This window comes from Pedobacter ginsenosidimutans (assembly GCF_001442625.1).
GTDB lineage: Bacteria > Bacteroidota > Bacteroidia > Sphingobacteriales > Sphingobacteriaceae > Pedobacter > Pedobacter ginsenosidimutans.
Window position 1 is genome coordinate 28,161 of the sequence record NZ_LMZQ01000038.1, and the last position, 26,834, is coordinate 54,994.

21 protein-coding genes and 1 tRNA gene are annotated in these 26,834 nt (G+C 39.0%); 17 read left to right on the forward strand and 5 right to left on the reverse strand.

Annotation, left to right across the window (positions count from 1 at the left end; translation table 11 throughout):
* Positions 1–61 precede the first annotated feature (61 nt).
* Entirely contained in the window at positions 62–1,903 is a 1,842-nt protein-coding gene (locus tag ASU31_RS23585; protein WP_057934707.1) for a glycoside hydrolase family 35 protein, read from the forward strand.
* Between the two features lie 55 nt (positions 1,904–1,958).
* Positions 1,959–3,017, forward strand: coding sequence for a cellulase family glycosylhydrolase (locus tag ASU31_RS23590; RefSeq protein ID WP_209435054.1), 1,059 nt, complete (start codon positions 1,959–1,961; stop codon positions 3,015–3,017).
* 313 nt (positions 3,018–3,330) lie between these two features.
* Here the strand turns inward: ASU31_RS23590 and ASU31_RS23595 are convergent, their stop codons facing one another.
* Positions 3,331–3,960 carry a Crp/Fnr family transcriptional regulator gene (locus ASU31_RS23595; protein ID WP_057934708.1) on the reverse strand — a complete coding sequence of 210 codons (630 nt, stop codon included), beginning with the start codon at positions 3,958–3,960 and terminating at the stop codon, positions 3,331–3,333.
* Positions 3,961–4,275: 315 nt separating this feature from the next.
* Between ASU31_RS23595 and ASU31_RS23600 the strand changes: the two genes are divergently transcribed.
* The 6 genes from ASU31_RS23600 (at position 4,276) to ASU31_RS23630 (ending at position 8,513) form a co-directional block, all read left to right on the forward strand.
* Positions 4,276–4,348, forward strand: a tRNA-Lys gene (locus ASU31_RS23600).
* An 812-nt stretch (positions 4,349–5,160) separates the two neighbouring features.
* The gene (locus ASU31_RS23610) at positions 5,161–5,583 is read left to right on the forward strand and encodes a helix-turn-helix domain-containing protein (RefSeq protein WP_057934710.1); all 423 of its coding nucleotides are present in this window, start codon (positions 5,161–5,163) and stop codon (positions 5,581–5,583) included.
* Between the two features lie 73 nt (positions 5,584–5,656).
* Positions 5,657–6,091, forward strand: a complete 435-nt coding sequence (locus tag ASU31_RS23615; RefSeq protein WP_057934711.1) for a VOC family protein — start codon at positions 5,657–5,659, stop codon at positions 6,089–6,091.
* Complete coding sequence (locus ASU31_RS23620) at positions 6,075–6,524, forward strand: DUF1569 domain-containing protein (protein ID WP_057934712.1); 450 nt, start codon at positions 6,075–6,077, stop codon at positions 6,522–6,524. The genes ASU31_RS23615 and ASU31_RS23620 overlap by 17 nt, the downstream gene beginning before the upstream one ends.
* A gap of 129 nt (positions 6,525–6,653) precedes the next feature.
* Positions 6,654–7,676: an SDR family NAD(P)-dependent oxidoreductase gene (locus ASU31_RS23625; RefSeq protein WP_057934713.1), complete on the forward strand. Its 1,023-nt coding sequence runs from the start codon at positions 6,654–6,656 to the stop codon at positions 7,674–7,676.
* Positions 7,677–7,706: 30 nt separating this feature from the next.
* Positions 7,707–8,513, forward strand: coding sequence for an AraC family transcriptional regulator (locus ASU31_RS23630; protein ID WP_057934714.1), 807 nt, complete (start codon positions 7,707–7,709; stop codon positions 8,511–8,513).
* A gap of 74 nt (positions 8,514–8,587) precedes the next feature.
* Here the strand turns inward: ASU31_RS23630 and ASU31_RS23635 are convergent, their stop codons facing one another.
* Positions 8,588–9,541, reverse strand: a complete 954-nt coding sequence (locus ASU31_RS23635) for a nitrilase family protein (RefSeq protein ID WP_057934715.1) — start codon at positions 9,539–9,541, stop codon at positions 8,588–8,590.
* Between the two features lie 78 nt (positions 9,542–9,619).
* Complete coding sequence (locus ASU31_RS23640) at positions 9,620–10,429, reverse strand: helix-turn-helix domain-containing protein (RefSeq protein WP_057934716.1); 810 nt, start codon at positions 10,427–10,429, stop codon at positions 9,620–9,622.
* Between the two features lie 139 nt (positions 10,430–10,568).
* Here ASU31_RS23640 and ASU31_RS23645 point away from each other — a divergent pair, with 139 nt between their 5' ends.
* The gene (locus ASU31_RS23645) at positions 10,569–11,063 is read left to right on the forward strand and encodes an SRPBCC family protein (RefSeq protein WP_057934717.1); all 495 of its coding nucleotides are present in this window, start codon (positions 10,569–10,571) and stop codon (positions 11,061–11,063) included.
* 185 nt (positions 11,064–11,248) lie between these two features.
* Here the strand turns inward: ASU31_RS23645 and ASU31_RS23650 are convergent, their stop codons facing one another.
* Entirely contained in the window at positions 11,249–11,614 is a 366-nt protein-coding gene (locus ASU31_RS23650; protein WP_057934718.1) for a helix-turn-helix domain-containing protein, read from the reverse strand.
* A gap of 11 nt (positions 11,615–11,625) precedes the next feature.
* Positions 11,626–13,569 carry an LTA synthase family protein gene (locus tag ASU31_RS23655; protein WP_057934719.1) on the reverse strand — a complete coding sequence of 648 codons (1,944 nt, stop codon included), beginning with the start codon at positions 13,567–13,569 and terminating at the stop codon, positions 11,626–11,628.
* A gap of 245 nt (positions 13,570–13,814) precedes the next feature.
* Here ASU31_RS23655 and ASU31_RS23660 point away from each other — a divergent pair, with 245 nt between their 5' ends.
* The 8 genes from ASU31_RS23660 to ASU31_RS23695 all read left to right on the forward strand — a co-directional run bounded on the left by ASU31_RS23660 (position 13,815) and on the right by ASU31_RS23695 (position 26,641).
* The gene (locus ASU31_RS23660) at positions 13,815–14,414 is read left to right on the forward strand and encodes an HD domain-containing protein (protein ID WP_057934720.1); all 600 of its coding nucleotides are present in this window, start codon (positions 13,815–13,817) and stop codon (positions 14,412–14,414) included.
* Positions 14,415–14,491: 77 nt separating this feature from the next.
* Positions 14,492–15,169 carry a response regulator transcription factor gene (locus tag ASU31_RS23665; RefSeq protein WP_057934721.1) on the forward strand — a complete coding sequence of 226 codons (678 nt, stop codon included), beginning with the start codon at positions 14,492–14,494 and terminating at the stop codon, positions 15,167–15,169.
* Complete coding sequence (locus tag ASU31_RS23670) at positions 15,166–16,419, forward strand: sensor histidine kinase (protein WP_057934722.1); 1,254 nt, start codon at positions 15,166–15,168, stop codon at positions 16,417–16,419. The genes ASU31_RS23665 and ASU31_RS23670 overlap by 4 nt, the downstream gene beginning before the upstream one ends.
* Before the next feature lie 386 nt (positions 16,420–16,805).
* Positions 16,806–17,618: a phosphatase PAP2 family protein gene (locus ASU31_RS23675; RefSeq protein ID WP_245224598.1), complete on the forward strand. Its 813-nt coding sequence runs from the start codon at positions 16,806–16,808 to the stop codon at positions 17,616–17,618.
* 36 nt (positions 17,619–17,654) lie between these two features.
* Complete coding sequence (locus ASU31_RS23680) at positions 17,655–18,902, forward strand: TolC family protein (RefSeq protein WP_057934723.1); 1,248 nt, start codon at positions 17,655–17,657, stop codon at positions 18,900–18,902.
* Between the two features lie 2 nt (positions 18,903–18,904).
* Positions 18,905–19,831 (forward strand): efflux RND transporter periplasmic adaptor subunit, encoded by a 927-nt coding sequence (locus ASU31_RS23685; RefSeq protein ID WP_057934724.1) that lies wholly within the window; start codon positions 18,905–18,907, stop codon positions 19,829–19,831.
* 2 nt (positions 19,832–19,833) lie between these two features.
* On the forward strand, positions 19,834–22,857 hold the full coding sequence (locus ASU31_RS23690; protein ID WP_057934725.1) for an efflux RND transporter permease subunit: 3,024 nt from the start codon (positions 19,834–19,836) through the stop codon (positions 22,855–22,857).
* Positions 22,858–23,488: 631 nt separating this feature from the next.
* Complete coding sequence (locus tag ASU31_RS23695) at positions 23,489–26,641, forward strand: SusC/RagA family TonB-linked outer membrane protein (protein ID WP_209435055.1); 3,153 nt, start codon at positions 23,489–23,491, stop codon at positions 26,639–26,641.
* The last annotated feature ends 193 nt before the right edge of the window (positions 26,642–26,834 follow it).

Below are 26,834 nucleotides of genomic sequence, written 5' to 3' on the forward strand. Positions count from 1 at the left end.
GAAAGCACTTTACAGATCGATATGGGAAAACTATGCTTTTAACTTTTTAAATATATCTTAAATGAAACCTATCCTCAAACTCCTTAAGATTACAGTAATTTTAATTACTTGTTTTTCCAGCTTTAGTGTCTTTGCACAGGCTCAGCACACTTTTAAACTTGCAGACACTGTTTTTCTGCTGGATAATAAACCCTTTCAGATCATTTCAGGTGAAATGCATTACCCCCGTATACCGAGAGAAGCCTGGCGCGATAGAATGAAAATGGCTAAAGCGATGGGCTTAAATACCATTGGTACCTATGTGTTTTGGAATGTACACGAACCGCAGAAAGATCAGTTTGATTTTTCTGGTAATAATGATATTGCCGAATTTGTACGTATTGCAAAAGAAGAAGGATTATGGGTATTGCTTCGCCCTAGTCCGTATGTATGTGCCGAATGGGAATTTGGCGGTTATCCATTTTGGCTACAGAACATTAAAGGTTTACAGGTAAGGAGTAAAGAAGCACAATATTTAAAAGAGTATAAAGAATACCTTACAGAGATTGGTAAACGTTTAGCGCCATTGCAGATTAACCATGGTGGCAACATTTTAATGGTACAGGTAGAAAACGAGTATGGTTCTTATGGGAATGATAAAGAATACCTAAAAATTAATGCCCAGCTTTTTAAAGATGCCGGTTTTGATGGCGTGCTTTCTACCTGCGATCCTGTTCCTGCATTAGAAGGCGGTCATTTAGCGGGTTTGCTTCCAGGCGTAAATGGCATTGATAATCCTGCTCAGATCAGAACACTGATCGATAAATATAACAATGGTGCCGGACCTTACTTTGTGCCAGAATGGTATCCGGCCTGGTTCGATTGGTGGGGTACAAAACATCATCAGGTAGATCCAAAAACGTATGCCAATAAACTAGATACCGTACTTAAAGGAGGGATTTCTATTAACATGTATATGTTTCATGGCGGTACCACACGAGGGTTTATGAATGGGGCAAATTATAACGATTCTACAGCTTACGAACCGCAGATTAGTAGTTATGATTATGATGCACCTTTAGATGAGGCAGGTAATGCGACGCCAAAATTTATGCTTTTCCGCGAAGCAATTAAAAAGAATTTGTCTGCAAACCAAACGCTTCCTGTTGTACCTGCCGCCAAGCCGGCAGCTGCATTGCCTGTAATTACCTTTACTAAATCAACAGACATCTTTAACCTGGTTGGGAAACCTCAATTAAGTGAAAAACCATTAACCTTCGAAGCCCTTAACCAACCTTATGGTTTTGTATTGTACAGCAGTACAATAAAAGGTGGGCGCAAAGGCGTAATTAAAATCAACGAGCTGCGCGATTACGGATTAGTATACATCAACAAAAAACTTGTAGGTGTTTTAGATAGACGACTTTATCAAGATAGTTTAGTGGTTAATCTTCCTGCTGGCAAGGTACAACTTGATATTTTAGTAGAAAACTTAGGTAGAATTAATTTTGGCCCTTACCTGCTTAAAAATAACAAAGGGATTACTAAAAATGTAACTTTTAATGGTGAGGAGATTAAATCATGGAAAATGTATCCATTGCCATTTGATAAAATAGATACCCAAAAAATACAGCCAAAAGTAAATAGCCTGTCTGCGGCAGTGCTTAAATCGGCTTCCTTTAATTTAACAAAAGTTGCCGACACTTATTTAGATATGCGCCAGTGGGGAAAAGGACTGGTTTGGGTTAATGGGCATAATTTGGGTAAATATTGGGCCATTGGGCCACAACAGACCATTTATTTGCCAGCAGAATGGCTTAAAAAGGGAAAGAATGAAATTGTAGTTTTCGAACTGCTTAAACCTAAACAGCATACATTAAACAGTTTATCTAAACCTATCTTAAATGAACTAAAAAATAAATAATATCTCGATTTTCATCTGGTTAACGCCTCACTAACCAAATATTAAATCATTACCTATGAAAATTAAAACGTCAATCGCAACAATGGCCGTTATGTTAAGCGCGTGCTTAATGGGCTGTGAAAAAAAAGAATTAATTACAGAAACTCCGCCTGGTATCGGAAAAACAGAAGTTATAGATGCTCAAAAAGCAAATGTAGAATCGGTTGGTGCAGCGGGTATTGCAGGCGTAAATTGGGCCGATGGCCGAGACAATTTTGTTGATGGATGGGTAATCCCCTCAGGCTTAACCGCTGGTGATGATTACACCACCGTATCGGCAAAGGCAAATGCGATATTAACGGGTTTTCAAAATAACATGCCGGGTGTAAATACAGTAAGGTTACCAATTAATCCGCCAAGTGTATCCGATTCGTGGTGGAGTGCATATACCGGCGTAATAGATCGTGCACTAAGCAAGAACATGAAAGTGATTTTGGCTTGTTGGGAGAGTGCATCTTCCCATAATGGTACTATTGATGACACTACTCAGTTTTGGGCCATGTGGCAAACCGTAGTTAATAAATATGGAAGTAATGCAAATGTGTATTTCGAACCTATGAATGAGCCCTATGGTTATACATTGGCCCAATTAACCACTATTTATGCCGAATGGCTTTCCCGTTACCCCAATGTAAGCAAAGGCCGGATTCTTTTAGGTGGTACGGGCTATTCAGAAAATGTAACAGCTGTTGGCGCAGATAGCCGCTTTTCGAGCTGCCTTTTATCCCTGCATAATTATGCATTTTGGGCTACCAGAACACAATCGGCCTGGGAAGCCGACTGGCGAAGCCGCTTTGGTAATTATGCAAGCCGTACCGTGGTTACCGAATATGGTGCAGCGATGACTACGGGTAAAAATTATACCGGTTCGGTTGGTAGCGATAATGAGATAGCCTATATAGTTGGTTCTACCAATGTATTTAGAAACGATAAGGTTGCCAGTGTGTACTGGCCCGGGCTTAGAGATAACGACAGTTACAGTATTCAGAACCGTGGCGGAAGCGGAACAAATATTACCTTAACAACTACCAATCAATCGGGGTTAACCCGTATCAGATATGGCTGGGGTTTATAAGATCTAAGCAAAATCCGTCTCCTAAATAATAATTTACGAGACGGATTTTGCTTTAATAAATGTACTTAATTGCTAAAAATCTCATCAGGAAAGGCACTACTTTTCCGGTCGCTTTTTCTACAGCCATTTGTGTACCGCTGTATTTTTATCTACACTTCAGCTTTCAGGAAATCCATAGGGATATCACCCAAACTTTTATCCACTCTTCTACCAAACCGGGCCTATTTGACTTCAGTACTATCTATTTTTTATTCAAAAATTAAAGTGCAAACGGTTGATACACAGCGGGGATTTATATAAGAAACCTGGCGTACTATTCTTTTTCAGTAAGTGCTTTTTTCCTAATCCTGCTAAGTGTTTCGAGCCGCATGCCAATAAATGATGCAATATACTTAAGTGGCACACGATTTATTAAATGAGGATAGGAAACCAGGAATCTTTGATAACGTTTCAATGCAGTGGGCAGCCTGCTTATATAAGCACGTTCAGTTGCTCCGAGGAAATAAATCTCTGTCATTTTACGGCCCACATAATTGGCAATTAGAAACTTGTTGTAAAGCAGTTTCGACATTTCGTGCGGAATGGCAATTGCAAATACAGGATCGATCGTTTCAATATATTCATCAGAGATTTCATTCTCCCACAAATTTCTGATGGTTCCCGCCAGTTCATTTTCGGCAGCAATCCAGGTAGTAATTTTTTTGTTTCCCATCTTAAGGTAACCATGTACTGCTCCTTCCAAAATAAGGAAAATATATCGATTACGCTTTAATGGCGAGGCAATGTGTTTGTTTTTGGCAAATCGGATGGGGAAGGTTTGCTCGTTGATAATTTTTTCAATTTCATCATTAAGGGGATGATAAGATTTGAAAACTGTAATGAGTGGCGAAAAGCCCCCAAATGCAGCCCACTTATCTTCACCGTAAGTATTTTCAATATTCATTAAGGGAATGGTAATATATCTGTAAAAATGGAAATAATAGTGAAAATAAAAAATCACTTTTATAACTACAAAGGTTTTATTCAGCCAATACCTTAGATCAGATTTCGGTATAGAAATGTATTTTTCTACAGCAGGGCTTATTTTGATGATGGTGAACAAAAAAATAGAAATATATTTTTTGTTGTTCTAGTCTGATGTTTAATTATTTAGCCGCAGTTTGTTTCGTTAATGTTAAGTTTTTATTAAATAGATTGAAATTGTTCTTTGCAGGAATGGATTTAATTTCTAACTTCGCAGCCTCGAAAGGGACAAAATGATTCCGTAGCTCAGCTGGTAGAGCATTACACTTTTAATGTAGTGGTCCTGGGTTCGAATCCCAGCGGGATCACAGAAAGCCTCACAGAAATGTGGGGCTTTTTTTTTAGACCTGTACCTCCAAAATTTGCAAAAATACTGGTCACTGCATTTCGTGTTAAAACGGTCATTCGGCTCATTTTTAGGGGTTTTAAACTTCTGAAAAGCAGGGGTGGATAATGATCGTTTCGTCCAGAGAAAAGAAATGGAGATGATCTGATAGCCTTAAATCAAAAAATGTATTTTTTATTCTGATATGTTTTTTTTAAAGAGGGTTGGTTTGCCTACATCTTGTCTCCGACACAGCTGTAGACCAACAATACCTTACGATAACTTTCTCTTTACATTCCATTTAGCTGTTGTTAACACGCTGATCTAAAGCTAAGCAAATCTTTGACCTACCTGATCTACACCAGGGCCATAACTCAACCAAAGCAAGTGCGAAGCAGTATGCAAGCAAGTACCCAGCAAGCCTGGCCGGAAGGTGGCCTAAACGTGGGGTAAATGTGGCGTAAAGGTAGATTTTGGAATATTTTTTTTGGATTTTTAAATCAGATGGATTGATTTGGCTTATCATCCCTTTTGATTATCCTAATATACTAAAATTATGGCTGTTTGGAATGAAATTGTCAAAATTAACGGGCAAACGGGATCTTGTTTTTACAAGTGCGGAATTAAGGCTATTAATAAGGTACGTCATTCGGGAAGTTTGAATTTCTAAACCACTCTAAAAACATTCCTGTTCAACAATACCTGCCAAATCCATTCTTTTCATCATTTGTATCCAGCCGAGCTTAAAATTATTCGTAACTTTCTAAAACCGAAAAATTAGACCGTTTACCGATTATGGAGCAATATCCAAAAGTTTACCTATATCGACGGATTGTTCAGGCAAAACTATTCATCGATAAAAATTATGCTGAAAGAATAGATCTTGGTTACATTTCTGATGAAGCCTGTTTTTCTAAATTTCATTTCACCAGGCTTTTCAAAGCCATTTATGCTAAAACACCACATCAATACCTTACATGGGTAAGAATTGAAAAAGCCCAGCAGCTATTGCGAGAAGATAAAAGTGTTTCTGAAACCTGCTTCCTAGTAGGGTTTGATAGCTTAACTTCGTTTAGCGGACTTTTTAAACGCAACGTAGGTATATCACCTTCAAGTTATCAGGCACAGATGCAACAATTAAAGTTGGCCATTAAAAAATCACCCGTCTCTTTCGTACCCAGTTGCTTTGCCTTGCAGCATGGCTGGTTAGAAGAATAGCAATTATGAAGAAGTGATTGTTTAAATCATTGCTGAAATTTGGTTCAACATTTATAAAATTAAACTGAGAACCATGATTACCAAAATGACCATCACAAACATTCACGTCCTGAACCAGGATAGTGCTTATGACTTTTATGTAAACAAATTGGGCTTTAAACTGGTAGACGATATCCCGATGGGGCCAGAAAGCCGTTGGCTAACCGTGTCACCACCAGAGCAGCCCGATCTACAACTGGTTTTGTTTCCTGTTACGGTTAGCAAAATGTTTCCAAAGGACGTAGCAGAAACATTAATAGGATTGATCAAAAAAGGGATTTTCGGTTGTGGTGTGCTTACCTGCAACGATATTTTTGCAACCTACGAAGAATTAAAAGCCAAAGGTGTTGAATTCATAAAAGCACCTACTAAAGAGTTTTATGGAACTGAGGCTTTATTTAAAGACGATTCGGGAAACTATTTTTCATTGCAACCACTAAACAATTTTGGTAATGAAAACAGTATTTGAGCCATCGACAAGAAGTGAATTAATTGATAGGGTTAATTTACTGACCGAAAACAGCAACAGGCTTTGGGGTAAAATGAATGTTTACCAAATGGCAAAACATTGCACCATCTGGTTCGAATGGGTTTTAGGTAAAGATAAACCGGTTTATAAAGTCGATTTTTTAGGTAAGCTATTCGGCCGGATGGCGCTTAAAAGCAATACGAAAGATGATAAACCGATAGGTAAAAATATGCCTGCAGGGAAGTTTGCTATTAAAGAAAAAGAAGGAGACCTGAAACAACAGCAAATGGTTCTGATCAAGTGCATCGAAGAATTTGAAAACTATGATAATCCCGATTTTGTCCACGATTTTTTTGGACAGATGACAAAAGACCAGATTGGTGTTTTTTCTTATAAACACGCTGATCATCATTTAAGGCAGTTTGGTGTTTAACTTCTGCTGTCGACTGCACTTTTGATTGTTAAAAGTTGATATTTTAAACAAAGTAAGATTGGCGTTTTGAACAAAGCTAAGCCTGTTGTTGTCCGTTATTTTTGTTGTGAAATAAAACAATAGAAAAAAATGGAAAGTAAAAATAATTACAACGGTGCATTACAACAGCCAATAGGCTCAGGATTTAATGCAACATCTGCCACTACTGATGTGATAGCTGGCATTAACCTTAAAGGAAAAACAGCGATCATCACTGGCGGCTATGCTGGTATAGGTTTAGAAACTACCAAAACATTTGTACAAGCAGGTGCCAGGGTAATTGTACCTGCACGCGACATTGAAAAAGCGAAGCGGAATTTAGTTGGCTTAGCCAATGTAGAGGTGGAAGCTATGGATTTAATGGACTATCATTCAATTAATGCCTTTGCTGGAAAATTTTTAGCGGGTAGACAGCCCCTTGATCTTTTGATTAATAACGCAGGTATTATGTGGGTACCCCTGCGTAGAGATGCACGAGGTTATGAGTCGCAGCTTTCTACTAATCATTTGGGGCATTTTCAGCTTACTGCTAAATTATGGCCAGCGCTGAAAAAAGCCGATAGGGCCAGGGTGGTAAATGTTTCTTCATATGGTCATCAGATTGCGCCTTTCAATTTTGAAGATCCTAACTTTGAACATCGGCAATATGAAACTTTATTGGGCTACGGACAATCGAAAACCGCCAATAACCTTTTTGCAGTCGAACTCGATGTACGTGGTGCGAAATCGGGCATCAGGGCTTATGCCGTACATCCCGGCTCGGTTAACCATACCGATCTAGGAAGAGAAGCACCTATGGAACTTTACCAGCAAATGGGTACTCATGATGCTGATGGCCATATTTTTCCGGAGGTAGAAAAGAAACTGAAACAACTTACACAAGGCGCTGCTACAACGGTTTGGTGTGCTACGAGCCCGTTACTTAATGAGATTGGGGGAGTATATTGCGAGGATGCTGATATAGCGGAGTTAGATTTGGGTAATATTGAACATTTAATGTCTGAGCCATCCACCTTGCATGGGGTAAGGTCTTATTCGGTTGATGAAATAAATGCAAAACGGTTATGGAGTTTGAGTGAGGAATTGCTCGATATAACATTTAACGCCGATTAATTAAAACCAATTATTTGTATTTTAGCAACAATGGAGTTTCAAACAAAATATATCACTTCAGAGATTAAACTCTCTTGTTATGAAGACAAGTTGTTTAAAACTGAAGTGGTTTTCGACAACCATATGCTGATATGGTTTATTTCAGGAGAAACTAAAATTATTGAGGCCAATAAAGAACATGTGTTTAATGCGGGGGATATTTTTTTGATCCCCCGAAATCAACTGGCCACAATCATCAATTACCCAAAAGATGGGCTGCCGCATAAAACAGTGGTAATGCATTTATCGGCAAAAAGGTTAAGAGATTTTTACGCAGATATAGAGGTGAAGCATAAAGTACAGGTATCACAGCAAATATTGAGTTTTAGCCATCATCCATTACTAAAAAGCTGCCTGGCATCTTTGATCCCTTATTTTGATCTTCAGGAAACTTTTCCAGAACATATTGCTGCATTAAAAATAAATGAAGCCATTAATATTCTTCGGTTTATCGATCCTGAAATTGATAATGTGCTTTCTGACTTTCGGGAGCCTGGTAAAATTGATCTGGTAGACTTTATGGAAAAAAACTATATGTTCAATATGCCCTTAGAAAAATTTGGATACCTTATGGGGCGTAGTTTATCGACTTTTAACCGCGATTTTAGAAAAGCATTTAACCGTTCTCCACAAAGATGGCTAACTCAAAAAAGATTGGAATTGGCCCATTATCAACTTGTAGAAAAGCATAAAAAACCTGTTGAGGTATATATGGAATCGGGTTTTGAAGATTTGTCGCATTTCTCTTTTGCCTTTAAAAAAGAATTTGGATATGCACCTTCTACCTTAGTAAAGTGAAATATATATCATCAGACAACATGAAAATGTTGTCTGATTTTGTTGAAATTGCCAGAAGGGATGAACAGATAATCTCAATCTTTCTTTTTAAGCCAGGCAACCTGTTGATGGCTTTCATGCGGCTGACCTAGTATATCTTTGTACAGATCAGGTTTCCTCGCCTGAATATATCGGTATCCTCCAGCATTGGTAAGTGGGTCGGGGTTTAATTCTGCTATAACAAATTCATTGCCTAAAAACCTGCATTCGGCCATTACATCACCAAAAGGATCGATAATCATCGAACACCCATTTTTAAGCTGATCGTCATCCATTCCAATTGGATTGGCAAAAACGGCATATATTCCATTGTCGTAGGCTCGGGCGGGTAACCATTTCATTAGCCATTCTCGGCCCTTTAATCCATCAAATTCAGTACGTAATAAATCGCTATTCTGCTCTTTGTTCTCCCAAAGTCTAGCGTCTACAAAACCAGCTCCTGGTCGGGTAGAGGGTGTACACATGGTTACATGTGGCATAAAGATGATTTGTGCGCCTAAAAGTGTGGTTGCCCGTACATTTTCGATAATGTTATTGTCGTAACAAATCAAAATGCCGCATTTCCATCCATATAAATCAAATACTGTAAAGGCATTGCCAGGTAAAAGATGAGGGTTTATAAACGGATGCAGCTTTCGGTGTTTGGCAATCAGGCCAGTTCCATCAACACAAACATAAGCTTTGAACAAGTTGTCGTTTTCATCTTTTTCGAATAGTCCGGCAAGAATAGCGATGTTAAATTCTTTGGCAAATTCAATTAACTGAATAACGCTTGGGCCTTGTGGTACAAATTCTGCAAGCTCAAGCATTTGTTGTTTAGAAAGGTGCCTGGCAAAGGTGTAGCCTGTTATTGAGCATTCGTGGAAAGCAATTGCCTGTGCACCTTGGTTTGCAGCTTGCTGGGTTAGATGCTTAATTACAGAAAGGTTATACGCTTTATCTCCGCTTTTATTTTCGAACTGTGCTGTGGCTATTTTAAAATTTTTCATTTTTAAGGTATTTAGTACTAAACTGTTCAAAGCTAACTGGTACGATTCTGAAAAATTTGTATAAAACCGACAAAGATATTAGTGAAGGGGCATGAGGTTGATCGCCAGCATATGGGTAGTATCTTTATAATGGGCAGGCGTAAATCCGGTCATTTTTCTGAAATTCCGGTTGAGGTGGGCATGATCATAATAGCCAGATTCGTAAATCAACGCTGCTATTTTCTTTTTATGGGGCTGTTTTTGAAGCAGCTTAAGGAAGTGCTGAAACTTAATGGTATCTGCAAATCTTTTAGGGGAACTGCCGATATGTTCACGGAATTTACGTTCCAGCTGTCTTTCGGTTGTAGGAAGTGCTTTGAGTAAGTCTTCTACACTAACGATACCTTGATGCTGATAGATCAGCTTCATTGCCATCGTAAAATCGGCGGTCAAGTGCCTTTGGGAAGGCATGTGCTTTAATAAGAAATTTTCAATAATGCCAATGGCGGCATCTGTTGTTAAAGCTGTAAGAATTTGTTCTTCTAAGTTGCGGGCTTCCTGTGCAAACAAATCTTCAAGCGGTATGGCATGATCATTTAATTCATAAGCTGCGGTACGAAAATGGGTAAATAAGGCATAAGGTTCTAAAACCACAACGATCATATTTAAATTGCCAGTAGCAATTATGGTATTGTGATGAGTGAGTTGCCCATAAATAAAACTTTGCGGCTGAAGTTGCGCAATTAGATTTTCTTCATCCCACTGCAAAAATGGATCTTTTAAATGAAAAACTATGCCTGGATTACCATCAGAAAACATCCGGTAATACTGCTGTACACTGGTTTTTTGATCTATAATTAAATAGTGTTTCACCAATCCCTGAAGTAAATGCTGAGGAGGTAATTGCATATTAACAAATGTAGCAGAATCGTAGCAATTTGTTTAGTTCTACCCGCTATAATGTCCGCTACACATCCTATCAATTAGCTGTCAGTATGTTAACTTTGATATAAATATTATTCTCAAGTTGTTTAAAACAAGCAGAACAATGGAAAAGCAAGATTTTACAGCCACCATTTTGGTAGATCAAAGTCCGAATGAAGTATTTAATGCAATCACCAATGTTAGTGGATGGTGGTCGGAAGCTATTGAAGGAGATACCGATATTATTAACGCCGAATCCGTTTATCATTATAGAGATATTCATTACTGTAAAATGAAACTGGTAGAAATGATTCCAGATCAAAAAATAGTTTGGCTGATATTGGATAACTACTTTAAGTTTACAACCGATAAAAGCGAATGGATCGGTACAAAGTTGGTTTTCGATATTACTAAAAAAGGCGAACAAACCGCTGTAACTTTTACGCACGAGGGCTTGGTACCGCAGTACGAATGTTATGAAATTTGCAGGGAAGCCTGGACTAACTATATAAAAGAAAGCTTGTATAAGTTGATTACCACAGGAAAAGGGGAGCCAAATCCTAAAGAAAACGATGGATTTAATACTGAATTGGCAAAAAAGTGGAAACTGGAAGCCTGATTATAACTGCAGAGGCCGATCAAAAAGTTAAATTCGATCCGCATTGTCGTTGTCCAAAGGACTCCTACGGAGAGCTTGTCGAAACGTTCTGTTAAGACTATTTGACCTAGTCCTTCGACAGGCTCAGGATGACAGTATATATTATGGGGTGGCCACTGCAGTTAATATATAAATTAAATTTATTATTAGTGTTTCCGAAGATTTTCTAAAGTGCCAATAATCTTCTTTTGGCTTTTAATGGTTTCTTCGTAAAGTTCGAGCAATTTGTTTTTTTCTTTGATTAAATTTTTAAGCTCATTAAGCTCCTCATCACTTTGGACAAGGATATCGATTTCAAATTGAGCCAGGTCCTCATCTTTACGGTAGTATTCGAAAAAATTAATACCAAGTGCAATAGAGATCCTTTTTAATAAATTAGTATCTACCGAGGCCGATTTAAGTAAAGTATCTGCCCGATGTTTGCTAACACTTATTTTCTCGGCAAGTTGATTCCTACTCATTGATTTTGCCTTCATCTCTTTCCAGATCAGTAACCCAATATTTATGCTCATGGCTAAATTTATTAAGGTTTCTTTTTAGACTCAAAACCGTACAAACCATTTTGGTAGAGGTACGATGCCATCTGGTAATTGGATATAGCCTCATTAATCAATTTCTGATCTGCTGGTATGGCTACAGCATTTCCGTTAGTAAAATCGGGTTTGTAAGTAGTTGCTTTTTTATTCGGATCGAGAATAACCAGCTTATCATTTTTAATGTAGCCTAAACTCTGGTAGGTGCTTATAAACGCCCTTTCTTCGTTATCTTTCATTTTAAATACATCCTGACCGAAAAACTTACTGTCGTAACTGAAATTCAGGTAACCTAAAATGGTGGGACCGATATCAATCTGTGCGGTGAGTTTCTCGAATTTGCCTGGTGCAATATGCCCGGGACTATAAAAAATCATAGGAATATGATATTTATCTACCGGTAACTGTACTTTACCCGCACTCGAAGCACAATGATCAGCAACAATAACGAATAAGGTATTCGAAAACCAGGGTTTCAGCTTTGCTTCTCGTATAAACTTACCAATAGCATAGTCGGTGTATTTAACGGCGCCTTCTCTGCCGGTGTGTGATGGAATATCAATTCTTCCTTCGGGATAAGTATACGGACGGTGGTTAGAAACCGTCATAATCTGTGCGAAGAATGGTTTCCTGTCTTTATAATCTTTATCCAGTTCGCGTAACGAAAGCGTAAATAAATCTTCGTCTGCAACACCCCAGATATTAGAATAATGGATTTCTGAATCCTGAAGCGCACTTCTATCGGTTACCTGATAGCCATTGTTTGAAAAGAACTCGTTCATATTATCAAAATAACCATAACCGCCATAAATAAACCTGCTATTATAGCCTTTCGAACGAAATATGCTACCTAAGGTGAATAAGTTTTTATTATCAGGGCGTTTTACAATCGATTGGCCGGGAGTAGGTGGGATGCAAAGTGAAAGTGCTTCCAGACCACGCACTGTACGTGTTCCCGAAGCGTATAGATTGTTGAAGAGCAAACCTTCTTTTGCGAGCGAATCGAGTTGGGGGGTAATGTGCTGTGTATTGCCAAATGCAGATAAAAACTCAGCGCTTAAACTTTCTACGCTAATGAGCACCACATTCATCTTGTTTTCAGTACCTGAATTATTGATGGTTCTGGAGGTATTATTAAATGCTCCGTTTTTAGCAGTAGAATCTTGCTGAAGCAAATGGCTTAGAATAGATTCTGCATTTTTTATGGGGATGGTTTTGTAAAAAGTATTGTAATCGAGCTGATTGTTCCAAAAGGCAAAGCCAAAATCGTACATGCCATTGCCCGAAAGCTCGTTTACATATTGGTTTTTGCTCAGGTATTTTAATTTATGGCTCACCCCAAAATAGGTAAGAACAGGCAGGCACAAAAGAATCAGGGCAATTATGGTTCGTTTGCTGAAACTGGTTTTATTGGTGGTAGATGTTGTAATAGATTTTCTTAAAAGATAAACGATTAGGGTTGTGACGATCACCAAACCCACCATAATGCTGTTGATCGGGTACGATTGGCGGATATTGCCAATAACCTCTGTGGTATAAACCAGATAATCGACAGCTATAAAATTATAGCGGACTGAAAATTCCTCCCAGAAGAACCATTCTGAAATGGCATTGAAGATTAACGTAAAAACAACAAAGAAAAAATAAATGAACAATAATACCTTGTTGAATTTGCTGGCGTACCATTTTGAAGGAAGCAGCCATAGGTAAATTACAATCGGAATTACCGCAAAAGATGCAGCAGCAAGATCGTAAAACAAGCCAATAACAAAAATTTTAAGGATATTAAATATCGACCAATCAACAGAAGAAACACTATAAATTAATAAAGAGAGCCTCGTAGTTAGCGATATGGCACATAATAGTACTGTAACTAAAAAAACTGGTCCAAATCTATGATCGAGTAATTTATTTGTTTTTTCTTTAATGCTCATAGTTAATGATGAATCCAAAGTTTGAATTTAACTGGCCACACTTTGTAGTTGGCGAAGGTAAGTTTCAATTCTGAAGGAATTCTGAAGGTTTGGTTAGTGCCTAAAGGTATCATTTAAGTATTGTACTTAACAATTTATTAATACAATGGAAAGAAACAGGCTTTCCAGGTCTTGTTAACAGGAATTCATGCTACAGTTTTTCTTCAGAATTTGCAGATACTCTTGTATTGTTTATTGGTAGATAAATGGAAAAAGAGCAGGAAATATTGCTAAAAAAGGTTGAAACATTCGTTAAAGAACTTCTAGAAAAGGAATTGCCAAAAAGTATGTACTTTCATAATTTTGAACATACTTTGCTGGTGGTAGATGGTGTTAAGACAATTGGTAGACAAAGTAATGTTAATGAAAATGAATTGCTGACGCTTATTTTGGCAGCCTTTTTACATGATGTTGGCTATACTAAACAATACATTGGCCATGAGCTGGCCAGTGCCAAAATGGCTCAAGATTTTTTGCTGGAAAATGGTCTTGAACGCCATCAGATAAAATTGGTAAGCAACTGCATTCTTGCTACAAAATATCCTCAATTGCCAGGTACCGATTTAGAAAAAATAATATGTGATGCCGATTTTTATCATTTTTCCCTTCAAAGTTATACTGATTTTGCCACGAGGCTGAAAAGAGAATGGGAAGAAAACCTTCGTTTGGTATACACAGATCGGGAATGGGATGCCATCAACATCAAAATGCTTACGGGGCACGAATATTTTACCACCTTTGGTAAACAAATATTGCAGAAAAAAAAGAACCTGAATATCGAAAAATTGATACAGCGATTTACCTAAAGGTTTTACATAACAGTTTTAATTTTCTGGTTTTAATGACTACTTTATATCCAATTAAATAACAAAATGATTAAGCAATGAAAATTTTAGTCATTGAAGATGAACAGGCTTTATTAGAGAGTATACTTGCCTATTTTACAGGAGAAGGCAACATTTGCGAGCATGCTTCAGATTTTGCCGCTGCCAACGAGAAAATATCACTTTACAGTTACGATTGTATTCTATTAGATTTAGGCTTGCCTGGTGGCGAAGGACTGGAATTATTAACCAAGCTTAAACAACTGAAAAAAAGAGATGGTGTACTCATTATTTCTGCGCGCCATTCTTTAGATGACAAACTTGCCGGACTCGATCTTGGTGCTGACGATTATTTGGTTAAGCCTTTTCATTTATCAGAACTTAAAGCGCGTGTAAGTGCTATTATCCGCAGGAAAAATTTTGATGGTGACAATGTTATTCATTTCAATGAGATCACTGTAGATGTTTCAGCAATGAAAATTAATGTAAAAGGCAATCAGGTAATACTCACCAAAAAAGAGTTCGATCTGTTGGTGTATTTCCTTTCTAACCGCAATAAAGTAGTCACTAAAAATGCCATGGCCGAACACCTGTGGGGAGATGAAATGGATTTATCGGATGATTTTGATTTTATTTATACCCATGTTAAAAATCTCCGTAAAAAACTACTCGAAGCCGGATCAGCTGATTATCTTCGTTCTGTTTATGGAATTGGCTATAAATTTGGCGATATATGAAACTCTCCAACCGTTACAACAAGGCAAATATTTTAACCTCTATCGTTGTATTAATCATTACAGGGATTATTTACTATGTTGTAATCCATTTTATTTTAACCGAAAAATTAGATCGTGATTTAGCCGTTGAAGAAAATGAAATTAACCAGTATGTAAACACTTTTCATAAACTCCCGCTGCCTGCAAGTTATCTCGATCAACAGATATCTTATAAAACACTAAGTGGGATTATTTCTGAAAGAGAATTTCTAAATACGATTTATTTTAACCCAAAAGAACGTGAAAACGAACCTGGGAGAAGTCTGATTACGGTTGTACACTTAGATGGTAAAACAATTGAGGTAACCATAACCAAATCGAGGGTAGAATCAGAAGACCTTATTAGAATCATCCTTTTAATAACACTCGGAATTACGGTTGTTTTGCTTTTATCCTTATTGCTAATTAACCGATTTGTACTGAACAGGCTTTGGCGTCCCTTTTATTCTATTTTGAACCGGATGAAAGCTTTCGAAGTAACCCGAATGGATACCATTGAACAAGAGCCAACTAAAATTGATGAGTTTAACGAGCTTAATAAGTCTGTAAATGCCATGGCCGAAAGGGTACGGCAAGACTATAAGGAACTTAAAAGTTTTACCGATAATGCCTCGCACGAAATGATGACCCCTTTGGCCGTAATCAATTCTAAATTAGATTCTTTATTGCAAACGGAATCATTTACCGCGCAACAAGGGGCGTTGCTGGAAGATATTTACCATGCCACAGGCAGATTATCAAGACTGCATCAATCTTTATTGTTGCTGGCCAAAATTGAAAATAACCTGATCCCCGATTTTCAGAATATCGAACTCAAAGAAATGGTAGAAGCAAAAAGCCGCCAGTTTCAGGAGTTATTGGAAAAAGACAGACTGATCCTGACAGAAAATCTTGCTCCGGTTGAGGTTAAAATGAGCCGTTACCTGGCAGATATTCTGTTGAACAATCTTTTTAGCAATGCGTTGCGGCATAATGTAAGTGGTGGGCATATTCATATTGAACTCGATCAACAGGCCCTAACCATTTCCAATTCAGGGAAAGCGCGTCAATTGCAAACAAAAATATTCGATCGTTTTTCAAAATCTGTAGATTCAGAAGGTATGGGACTAGGTTTAGCCATAACCAAACAGATCTGTAATCTTTATGGCTTTCGCATCGATTACCGTGAAGAAAATGGTGAACATGTTTTTACAGTTTATTTTGGTGATTAATGATACGTCATTGCGAACAGAAGCAAAGATTTCAGCATGGGTGTGAAGCAATCTTTATTTACGTGGTGATAGGTGTTACCACCTGTAACTATCAATTACTCATACAGAACGTCAATGTGAAGGAAGGGTATAAGATAAAGAAGGTGAAACAATTCCTACAGAGATGAATATTTTCTGCGGGAGGCTTAAAATGAAGCATTTTATCATATTTTTTATTGCCCGCAGATTTAAGAAGATTTCCGCAGATTTTTTAGTGGTGATAGATGTTACCACCTGTAACAAGCGATTACTCATTCCCAAATACCCAATTTATAAAATAACTGTACCAACCGATAACTTCAGAATTTCTCCATAATTCGATTATAGTTTTGATTAAAATTTTAACTATGAAAAGGTTCTTAGGAATGCTGTTGATTATGAGCAGTTACAGAAGTCAAACTTATGCCTCGATCGTTATTCAGGATACTCAAAATATGGATTCGGTTAAAAATGTTCCTGCAGATTCTCTAGGGAGATGGTACACTGGTCATCCGATTCCCAAAAGAAAGTTTCAGGCAACGGCATTCATTGCACCAGTTCTACTTGCCGGCTATGGTTTTGCCGCCGTTTACGATCATGGCGCATTAAAACAATTGGATCTAAGTACCAGGACGGAATTACAGGAAGATCATCCTTTATTTGCCGCACATGTTGATGATTATCTCCAATTTGCACCAGCGGCTGCCGTATATGCACTTAATTTGTCGGGTATAAAAGGCAAGCATAACCTGTTTGATGCTTCGATGTTATATGTTACATCAGCTGCAATTATGGGTGTTTCAACCCATTTTGTGAAACAGGGCGTTGGTAGAGAACGGCCAAATGGAAATGGAGAAAACTCTTTTCCCTCCGGGCATACTGCATCTGCATTTATGGCGGCAGAATTTCTGCACCAGGAGTATAAAGATGTTAACCCATGGATTGGTTATGCTGGTTATTTTGTCGCCACTGCTACTGGAACACTGCGGATGTATAACAACAAACACTGGTTTAGCGATGTTGTGGCTGGCGCTGGATTCGGAATTGCGTCCACAAAAATATCTTATCTTGTATATCCATATATCAAAAGCCTTTTTACTACAAAAAAAGATGGGAATTTTACGTTTATGCCTTTCCATCAACAAGGCAGCACGGGTTTAATGTTTTCGGGCAGATTTTAATATTGTTCAATATTTTTTGAGTTAAATCATCCAAAAATGAATATAAAGTTGAAATACCTGATTTTATGCTTGGTTAGCTTTTGGGCAGTAGGGGCAGTGGCTCAGATTCCGTCAAAAAATCTCGATTATTATTTAAAACAGGCTGCATTTACAAGTCCTGTACTTAAAGATTTTCAGAACCAACAACATTCGGCAGGGATAGATAGTTTGATTGTTCGGGCTACCGGAGGCCCACAGGTTACGGCCAGTTCTGCAGGGATGTATGCGCCAATTGTGCGTGGTTACGGTTACGATGAAGTGCTTACCAATGGGCAGGCACTAGAAGCGCTACTGAATGTGAATTATGATCTGCTGAACAAGAAACGAATCAATAACCAGCTCGAGGGCATTAAAATCCAAAGCGATTCCATTAAATATGCCAGGCAACTTTCACTGTATGATTTGCAAAGAGCTATTGCCGATCAATATATTCTAGCCTATGCCAGTCAGGAACAGGTAGATTTTAATCAGGAAGTGGTTATGCTGCTCGAACAAGAAGAAGCTCTGCTTAAAAAATTAACCAGAAGCAATATTTACAAACAATCAGAATATTTAACTTTTCTGGTTACTTTACAGCAACAGCAACTGGTAGTAAAACAGGCCGAACTGCAGTTTAAAAATGATTATGCCACATTAAACTATTTAGCAGGCATTGCCGATACCACACAGGTTAAGTTAGCCGATCCCCAATTGCAGACCGCGAGCACCTCAATGGATCGAGGCTTTTTTAACAAACGTTTTGATATCGATAGTTTAAAAAACAGCAATCAAAAAAACGCGATCGACTTTAACTATAAACCCAAACTTGGGGTGTATGCAAATGGGGGGTATAATTCTTCATTTGTTTTGCAGCCCTATAAAAATTTTGGGGCAAGTGTTGGTTTTACTTTTTCTGTTCCGATTTATGATGGTCATCAAAAAAAAATGCAGTACAATAAACTCAGTCTTTCTGCTAAAACCATATCCGGTTACCGTGATTTTTTTGTCCGCCAACAGCAACAACAGCTAAATCTGATCCGTCAGCAGATTAACCAGACCGATGCACTCTTTCCAAAAATTAACGAGCAGATCCGTTTTAGCAAGGGTTTGATCGAAGTAGACAGTAAATTGATGCATACAGGCGATTTAAAAGTGGCTGATTTTGTGATTGCGATCAACAACTATATGGCCGCTCAAAATTTATTACGCCAAACTAATATTAACCGTTTAAAACTGATCAACCAATTTAATTACTGGAACCGATAACCATGAATAGCTATCTAAAATTAATGTGTAGTGGTATTGCCACGCTGTTTGTTTTTTCGGGATGTAATCATTCTGCCCCGGAAGAAACCATAGACGAGCCCTCGCCAATTACGCCTGTTCAGGTAACTACTGTCCGAGACAGTTCTCTTTCAGAATTTGTGGAGCTTTCGGCAGTTTCGGCCTATCTGGAGAAAAGTTTTGTAAAGGCGAACATCAACGGTTATGTAGAAAGTGCCCAGGCCGTATTGGGCAAGCAGGTGGGGAGCCATCAACTGTTGTTTAGTTTAATTACCAAAGAAGCAAAATCGATTGGTAATAGCGTAAATAAGCTCGATGCGGGGTTTAAATTTTCTGGTATTTCCAATATCAGGGCCGATCAAGCCGGAACAATTATTCAGGTAAATCATCAAAAAGGAGATTATGTGCAGGATGGAGAAGCTTTGGCCACCATCAGCAACCGCAATAGTCTGGTTTTTCTGCTCGATCTGCCTTACGAATATCATCAGCTGATCACTCAGAATAAAAGCTTGGTTATTATCTTACCGGACGGAACCAAAATGACCGGAACGGTTTCAGGAACAATGCCTGCTGTCGATTCATCAGCACAGACCCAACGTTATATCCTTAAAGTGGGAGCAGGCAAAGATATTCCCGAAGGTTTGATTGCGAAGGTGAGGTTAACGAAAGTAAACCATGCACAGGCCCAGGTATTGCCAAAATCGGCGGTATTGGCCAACGAAACCGAAGATGAGTTTTGGGTAATGAAACTGATCAACGATTCAACAGCAGTAAGAATAAACGTGAAAAAAGGCATCGAAAACCAAAATACAATTGAAGTGCTCGATCCTAAATTTTCGAAAACCGACCGGATTATTACGGCTGGTAATTATGGAATAGCCGATACCGCCAAAGTTAAAATCCAGGAGTAGCCATGAACAAGTTTTTCATTTCCCATAAAAACCCAATCCTGGCAGTATTGCTTATTATACTAATAGGTGGAGTCTATGCTTTCAGCCAGCTAAAAACGGGGCTTTTTCCGGAAATTACCTTTCCAAAGATCAAAATTATTGCCGACGCAGAATTACAGCCGGTTGATAAGATGGTGGTTACCGTAACAAGGCCTTTAGAAAATGCGGTAAAACAAGTACCCGATCTTCAGTTGGTTAGGAGTACCACCAGTAGGGGTAGTTGCGAGCTTTCTGCATTTATGAACCCTGGTGCCGATATCGATCTGAGTCAGCAACGGATAGAATCGCAGATTGCCAAAATTAGTGCTTCGTTGCCAGCAGGGGTTAATATTTCGGTAGAGAAGATGAACCCGTCTATCCTTCCGATAAGTGGATACAGCTTAGAAAGCCATAATTATTCGTCTGCTGAACTGAAAAAAATTGCCACTTATACCGTAAAACCCTTTCTTTCGCAGGTTGATGGTGTTTCTGAAATCCGTGTAATTGGTGGTAAAAGCAAAGAATACTGGCTTGAACTCGATGTACAGAAAATGCAGACGCTGGGTATCGCCCCAGACCAGATCAGCAATGCACTCAGTCAAACCAATTTTATAAAATCTAACGGCTACCTCGCCGATCACAATTATCTGTACCTATCCGTAACCGATGCTACTATAAAAAACAAAAGTGATCTTGAAAATCTGGTGTTGAGCAGAAAGGGCAACCGGATTATCAAGGTAATGGATGTCGCCAAGGTAAATATTCAGGAGAGTGTAGAATATACCCGCATCAACGCGAATGGGAAAGATGGAATCCTGATTGCAGTAATCAAACAACCTAATGCCAACCTGGTCGATCTTTCTAATGAGATGTTTACCAAAGTAGAACAATTGAAACACATCCTACCAGCGGGAGTAAGTATTAAACCTTATTACGTACAGGCCGATTTTGTAAACGAATCGGTAAAAAGTGTACGCGATAGTTTATTAATTGGTTTGGCATTGGCCATTTTGGTGGCTATTATTTTTCTGAGATCATTCAAGGCAAGTATTACCATTTTAATTACCATCCCGGTTACGTTTTGTTTAACCATAATTGTACTCTATTTTATTGGGTATTCGCTCAATATCATGACCCTTGGTGCCATTGCAGCAGCCATAGGTTTAATTATAGATGATGCTATAGTTGTGGTAGAGCAGATCCACCGCACACACGAAGAACACCCCGAAGAGCTTACCATGAGGTTATTGAGCAAGGCGGTGAGTTATCTTTTCCCGGCCATGTTAGGTTCTTCTATCAGTACGATCGTGATATTTGTTCCCTTTGTACTGATGACGGGGGTTGCAGGTTCTTATTTTCAGGTGATGACCAATACCATGATTATTACGCTGGTTTGCTCGTTCTTTGTTACCTGGATTGGTTTACCTGTGATTTATCTTTTACTTACCCGTAAAGGGGGCAGTCATGCCGCAACCGGCAAAAAAGTAGTCGTACATGAGGTTAAATCGCAAAACTGGGTGCGCTATTTTATACAGCGACCTTATATCTCGATTATATTTATGCTCGGGCTGATCGCATCGATTGTGCTCGTTTTCCCACGTTTAGAAACCGGATTTCTCCCTGGAATGGATGAAGGTAGTATTGTATTGGATTATGCTTCGCCTCCTGGCACTTCGCTCGAAGAAACCGACAGGATGCTTAGAGAAGTGGAAAAGGAAATTGTTAAAATTCCTGATGTTCAGGCGTATTCGCGGAGAACAGGAACGCAGATGGGTTTTTTTATTACCGAACCAAATACTGGCGATTACCTGATCCAGCTGAAACATAATAGAACAAAAAGCACAGAGGAAGTGATCTCAGAGATTCGCATGCATATAGAAAATACACAACCTGCCTTGGTAATCGATTTCGGGCAGGTAATTGGCGATATGTTGGGCGATTTAATGAGTTCTACCCAACCCATCGAGGTGAAAATTTTTGGTAACGACCAGGAGAAACTACAGGTTTTATCTAAAAAGGTAGCCGACCTGGTTTCGCATGTGGGTGGTACAGCCGATGTATTTGATGGCATTGTACGCTCCGGGCCAACAGTAAATATCCAGCCCAATTTTACTATGTTGGCGCAATATGGTGTTAGTCCGGTATCCTTTCAATCGCAGCTCCAAACCGCAATGCAGGGGACTTTAATCGGCGATTTATACGATAAACAACAACTTTCACCCATCCGCATGGTTTACCCTGGAAGCAGAACTTTTAGCGTGGCCGATATCAACAAGCTTAAAATTTTCTTACCCGATGGAACAGCGGTGCCCATTCAACAGATGGCCAGGGTTGATCTTAAAGCCGGAATTGCTGAAGTAGCAAGAGAAAACCTGCAAACCATCGGGGTAGTTACTGCAAGGCTCGATAACCGGGATCTTGGAAGTGTAATGAAAGATCTTCAGAAAGCCGTAAATGCCAATGTAAACCTGCCTTCGGGTTATCATATCGAATATGGCGGTGCATACAAAGAACAGCAACAATCTTTCTCCGAACTGCTCACCATTCTTATCGCATCAAGTTTGTTGGTTTCTAGTGTAATCTTATTTCTGTTTAAAGATTTTAAAATTGCATTTCTCATTTTACTGATCTCGGTGCTGGGCATTTCCGGAAGCTATCTAGCCTTGTTTTTAACCCATACACCACTCAATGTAGGCAGTTATACTGGGTTGATCATGATTGTGGGCATTATCGGCGAAAATGCCATATTTACCTTTTTGCAGTTTAAAGAATCTCTTGCCAAACAAAGTGTTGATGATGCCATAACCTTTGCCGTCTCTACCCGGTTACGGCCAAAATTAATGACTGCAATTGGGGCAATTATCGCCTTAATGCCTTTGGCTTTAGGTATCGGAGCTGGTGCACAGCTGCATCAACCATTGGCTATTGCTGTGATTGGCGGTTTTATAGTAGCCATGCCTTTATTGCTCATTGCTTTACCGAGCTTGATCAGGGGAATTTATAAATAGTAAAAAGAAACATAGGCTATTTGGGTAAGCTTTTTTAATAATTAATCTTTACTTATATCTATGGATGGAATAAATTAACCTTATTAATCTATAAATTCTATAGGATTTATAGAATTAAATATTATATTTGCCTGCCACCTGCAAATAACGATATGAATAAATTTTACTTTCTTTCATTTTCTTCCTACGCTATCTACTGTTCGAATTACCACGAATCAATGCGAATGTGTTGTTGTTACGCTTAAACTTATTGTAAAATGGCTTTCTAAATGGCCAGGCGCTCAACAATAATGCTTTGACTTATCAGTCATAAACTAAAATATATCCTTATTATGAACTTTGCCTTATTTTACAGGACATCTCTTGTAATTATTCCTTTGTCTGGTTTTTTCAAGCCAGATCCGATAACAGATACGCAGAACAAAGTTTTATTTGGTAGGAAATGAGCAGGTATGGTATTGATAAAGGATAAACAAACCATTAAACAATAGGAGGATAGCATATAAGAATTTTACAAACTATATAAAAACGGGGAAACACAGCTGTATCTCCCCTGGATTAAATCATCGAAACAGGTCTTCAATTGGCGTTGGCACCTGAATCAATTTACCACTTAACCTTAAACAAAAGTATGCAAAAATTTGAAGAAGTCAGGTGGCCCTATGGGTTGGCTTCGCAAGTCTCGTTACCAGTTTTCGGACAGGAAAAGCCTGTTCGATCCAGATTATCAGTCCATTCCCTACGGATGTTGCGCCATTTAGGAATGTTGATTATCGCTCAATTTATTTTTTCAATTGCGGTTAAAGCACAAACCGTACCGCTCATTAACTCTACCCTCAGCGGTTTGGTTACCGATTCAAAAACAAAAGAACCCATTCCGGGGGTAGTGATCCGCATCAATGGTACTACCCACTCTGCAGCAACCGATAATGAAGGTAAATTTAGGTTCGTAACCGGGCAGAAGTTTCCTTATACCTTAACAGTAAGTTACATTGGTTATAAAACCATCGAAATCATAGCAAATGGAAGTCCGATTGAAATTAAACTAGAAGAAGCTGCCAACCAGCTCGATAATGTGGTGGTAGTAGGTTATGGCACGCAGAAACGAAGCGACATTACAGGTTCCGTTTCTTCCATTTCTAAATCGGCATTGAAACAACCACTAAGTTCGGTAGACCAATTGTTAAAGGGTGCTGCTGCGGGTGTGCAGGTTACCCAAACATCTGGTCAGCCGGGTGGTGGTGTAAGTATCCGTGTAAGGGGTGGAAGTTCTGTACAAGGCGGAAATGAACCTTTATATGTGCTTGATGGATTCCCTTTGTACAACAGTTCGGCTTCGGCAGGTACGTTGAGTGGTACACCACTTAATCCATTGGCCAGCATTAATCCTTCCGACATTGAAACGGTTGATATCTTAAAAGATGCTTCTGCAACGGCGATTTACGGTTCGAGGGGCGCTAATGGCGTTGTGATTATCACTACCAAAAAGGGAAAAGCAGATCGGAGTGCGGTTACCTATGAAGGAAGTTATGGTACGCAATCGTTAAGAAAGAAGTTAGACCTCTTAAATGCGCACGATTTTGCTTTGCTCCGGAACGATGCTTTGTACGATACCGATCCAACCAAAGGCCGTTTCCAGTATTTGAGCCAGGCGCAGATTGACCAATTGGGTACAGGAACAGACTGGCAGGCTGAAGCATTCGAACGTGCACCAACGCAGAACCATCAACTCACCATCAGTGGCGGTAACCCCAAAACACGTTACCTTATTTCGGGAAATTACTTTGATCAGGATGGTATTTTAAAGAATACCGATTATTCGAGGATCAGCATCAGGGCCAATGTAGATGCCCAGCCTTTCGAAAAATTTAAAGTAAGTGCAAGTATTACCGGAAGTAAAGCCGATGCCAATGTGTCTCCTTCGGGGATTATCAATGGCCTATTGATTATGCCCGCTACCGCTTCTATTTATGATGCTTCTGGCGCTTATACGCTTCGTAATCCATTTGAAAATATATTTGCCAACCCAATTGCTTCATTAAAAGAGCAGATCAATAAATCAACCACCAATAAATTTTTGGGAACAGCATTTGGAGAATACACGATTATTGAAGGACTGAATTTAAAAGTATTGCTTGGTGCTGATGTAAACAGTGTGAATGAAAAGAATTATATCCCATCAACTATTTATGAAGGAAGTACCATTGGTGGTTCTGCCGGGAAGGGAACTTATAATTCTTACTCCTGGTTAAATGAGAATACCCTTTCGTACAATAAAGCTTTTGGTAAACATGCTTTAGATGCTGTAATCGGTTTTACGCAACAGGAATTTTCCAGCGAAACCACCAGGGCAAATGCCCAGAAGTTTGTAACCGACGATTTAACCTTTAACAGCCTGCAAAGTGGTGCAACCTTGGTAGCGCCTTATTCTGATGCCACGAGATGGGTATTACATTCTTACCTGGCCAGGGTAAATTACAGTTTCGATAATCGTTATTTCTTAACCTCTAGTATCCGTGCAGATGGTTCATCACGCTTTGGCAAAGGAAATAAATGGGGTTACTTCCCTTCAGCAGCGGCTTCATGGAAAATCAGTAATGAGAAATTTTTCGAGTCCTTACAAAAAACAATCAGTGAGCTTAAAGTACGTGCCAGCTTCGGTACAACTGGAAACCTGGAGATTGGTCAATACCAGTCTTTGGCAACGTTATACAGTCTCAACTATGTTTTTGGTGGTACCACCGCTACGGGTTTTGCACCTAACCGCATTGCGAACGATAAACTGGGCTGGGAAACCACCCATCAATACGATGCTGGCTTAGATATCGGCTTTTTTAACAACCGCATCCAATTAACGTTAGATGGTTATTACAAGAAAACCAAAGATTTATTGTTAAATGTAGAGATCCCCTGGACAACAGGTTATGGTACATCGCTCCAAAATTATGGATCGGTATTGAATAAAGGATTCGAAATTGGCCTGAATACCCGCAACCTTACCGGAGCATTTATCTGGAATACAAATTTAAACTTTTCTGTTAACCGGAATGAAGTGCTGAGTATTGGTAATGGTGCACAGTCGTACATCAGCGGAAACTACATTGTAAAAGTTGGCGAACCTTTAGGCAGCTTTTATGGTAATGTAACCGATGGAATTCTACAAACAGGGGAAGAAGTTACTAAAGGTAAATATACGGGTAGCGCCGTGCCAAAACCTGGCGATAGATTGTACAAAGATATTAATGGCGATGGTTTATTTACCACTGCTGCAGATAAAGCCATTATTGGCAATGCACAACCCGATTTCATTTTTGGCTTAACCAATAATTTCGAGTACAAAGGTTTCGATCTGTTAATATTTGTACAAGGCTCATATGGTAACAGCATTTTGAACTCGAATATGCAAACCTTAGAGCTGTTTACCGGACAACAAAATGCCTCGGCTACCGCTTTAAACCGGTGGACACCAAGCAATCCCAGTCAAACCATTCCAAGAGCTAAATTAGATCCTGCACCTGTATTTTCTGATCGTTTTATCGAAAGCGGTTCTTTTTTGAGGTTAAAAGATGTATCACTGGGTTATACCTTGCCAAAAAAGATCTCTGCTAAGGCAAAGTTATCAAATGTATATTTTTATGTAGCCGGGCAGAACCTCCTTACCTGGACAAACTATTCAGGCTTCGATCCCGAAATTACCTCTGGAAGTAATGTATCTCCAGGAACCGATGCCGGAATTTATCCCATAGCCAGATCGGTTAGGGCTGGTTTAAGGTTAACATTTTAATCAATCGATATCTCAATGAAAAAGATAAACTTAATATATGCATCCATTTTAGCAATAGCACTCTCGGCCTGCTCTAAGCTAGAAGAAGATCCAGATGCTGTGCTTGTTACTGCACAGTTCTACCAAAACGAAGGTCAGGCGGTTTCTGCTGTTACGGCCAATTACCGCAAACTTTACGAAAGTGGCCAGTCGC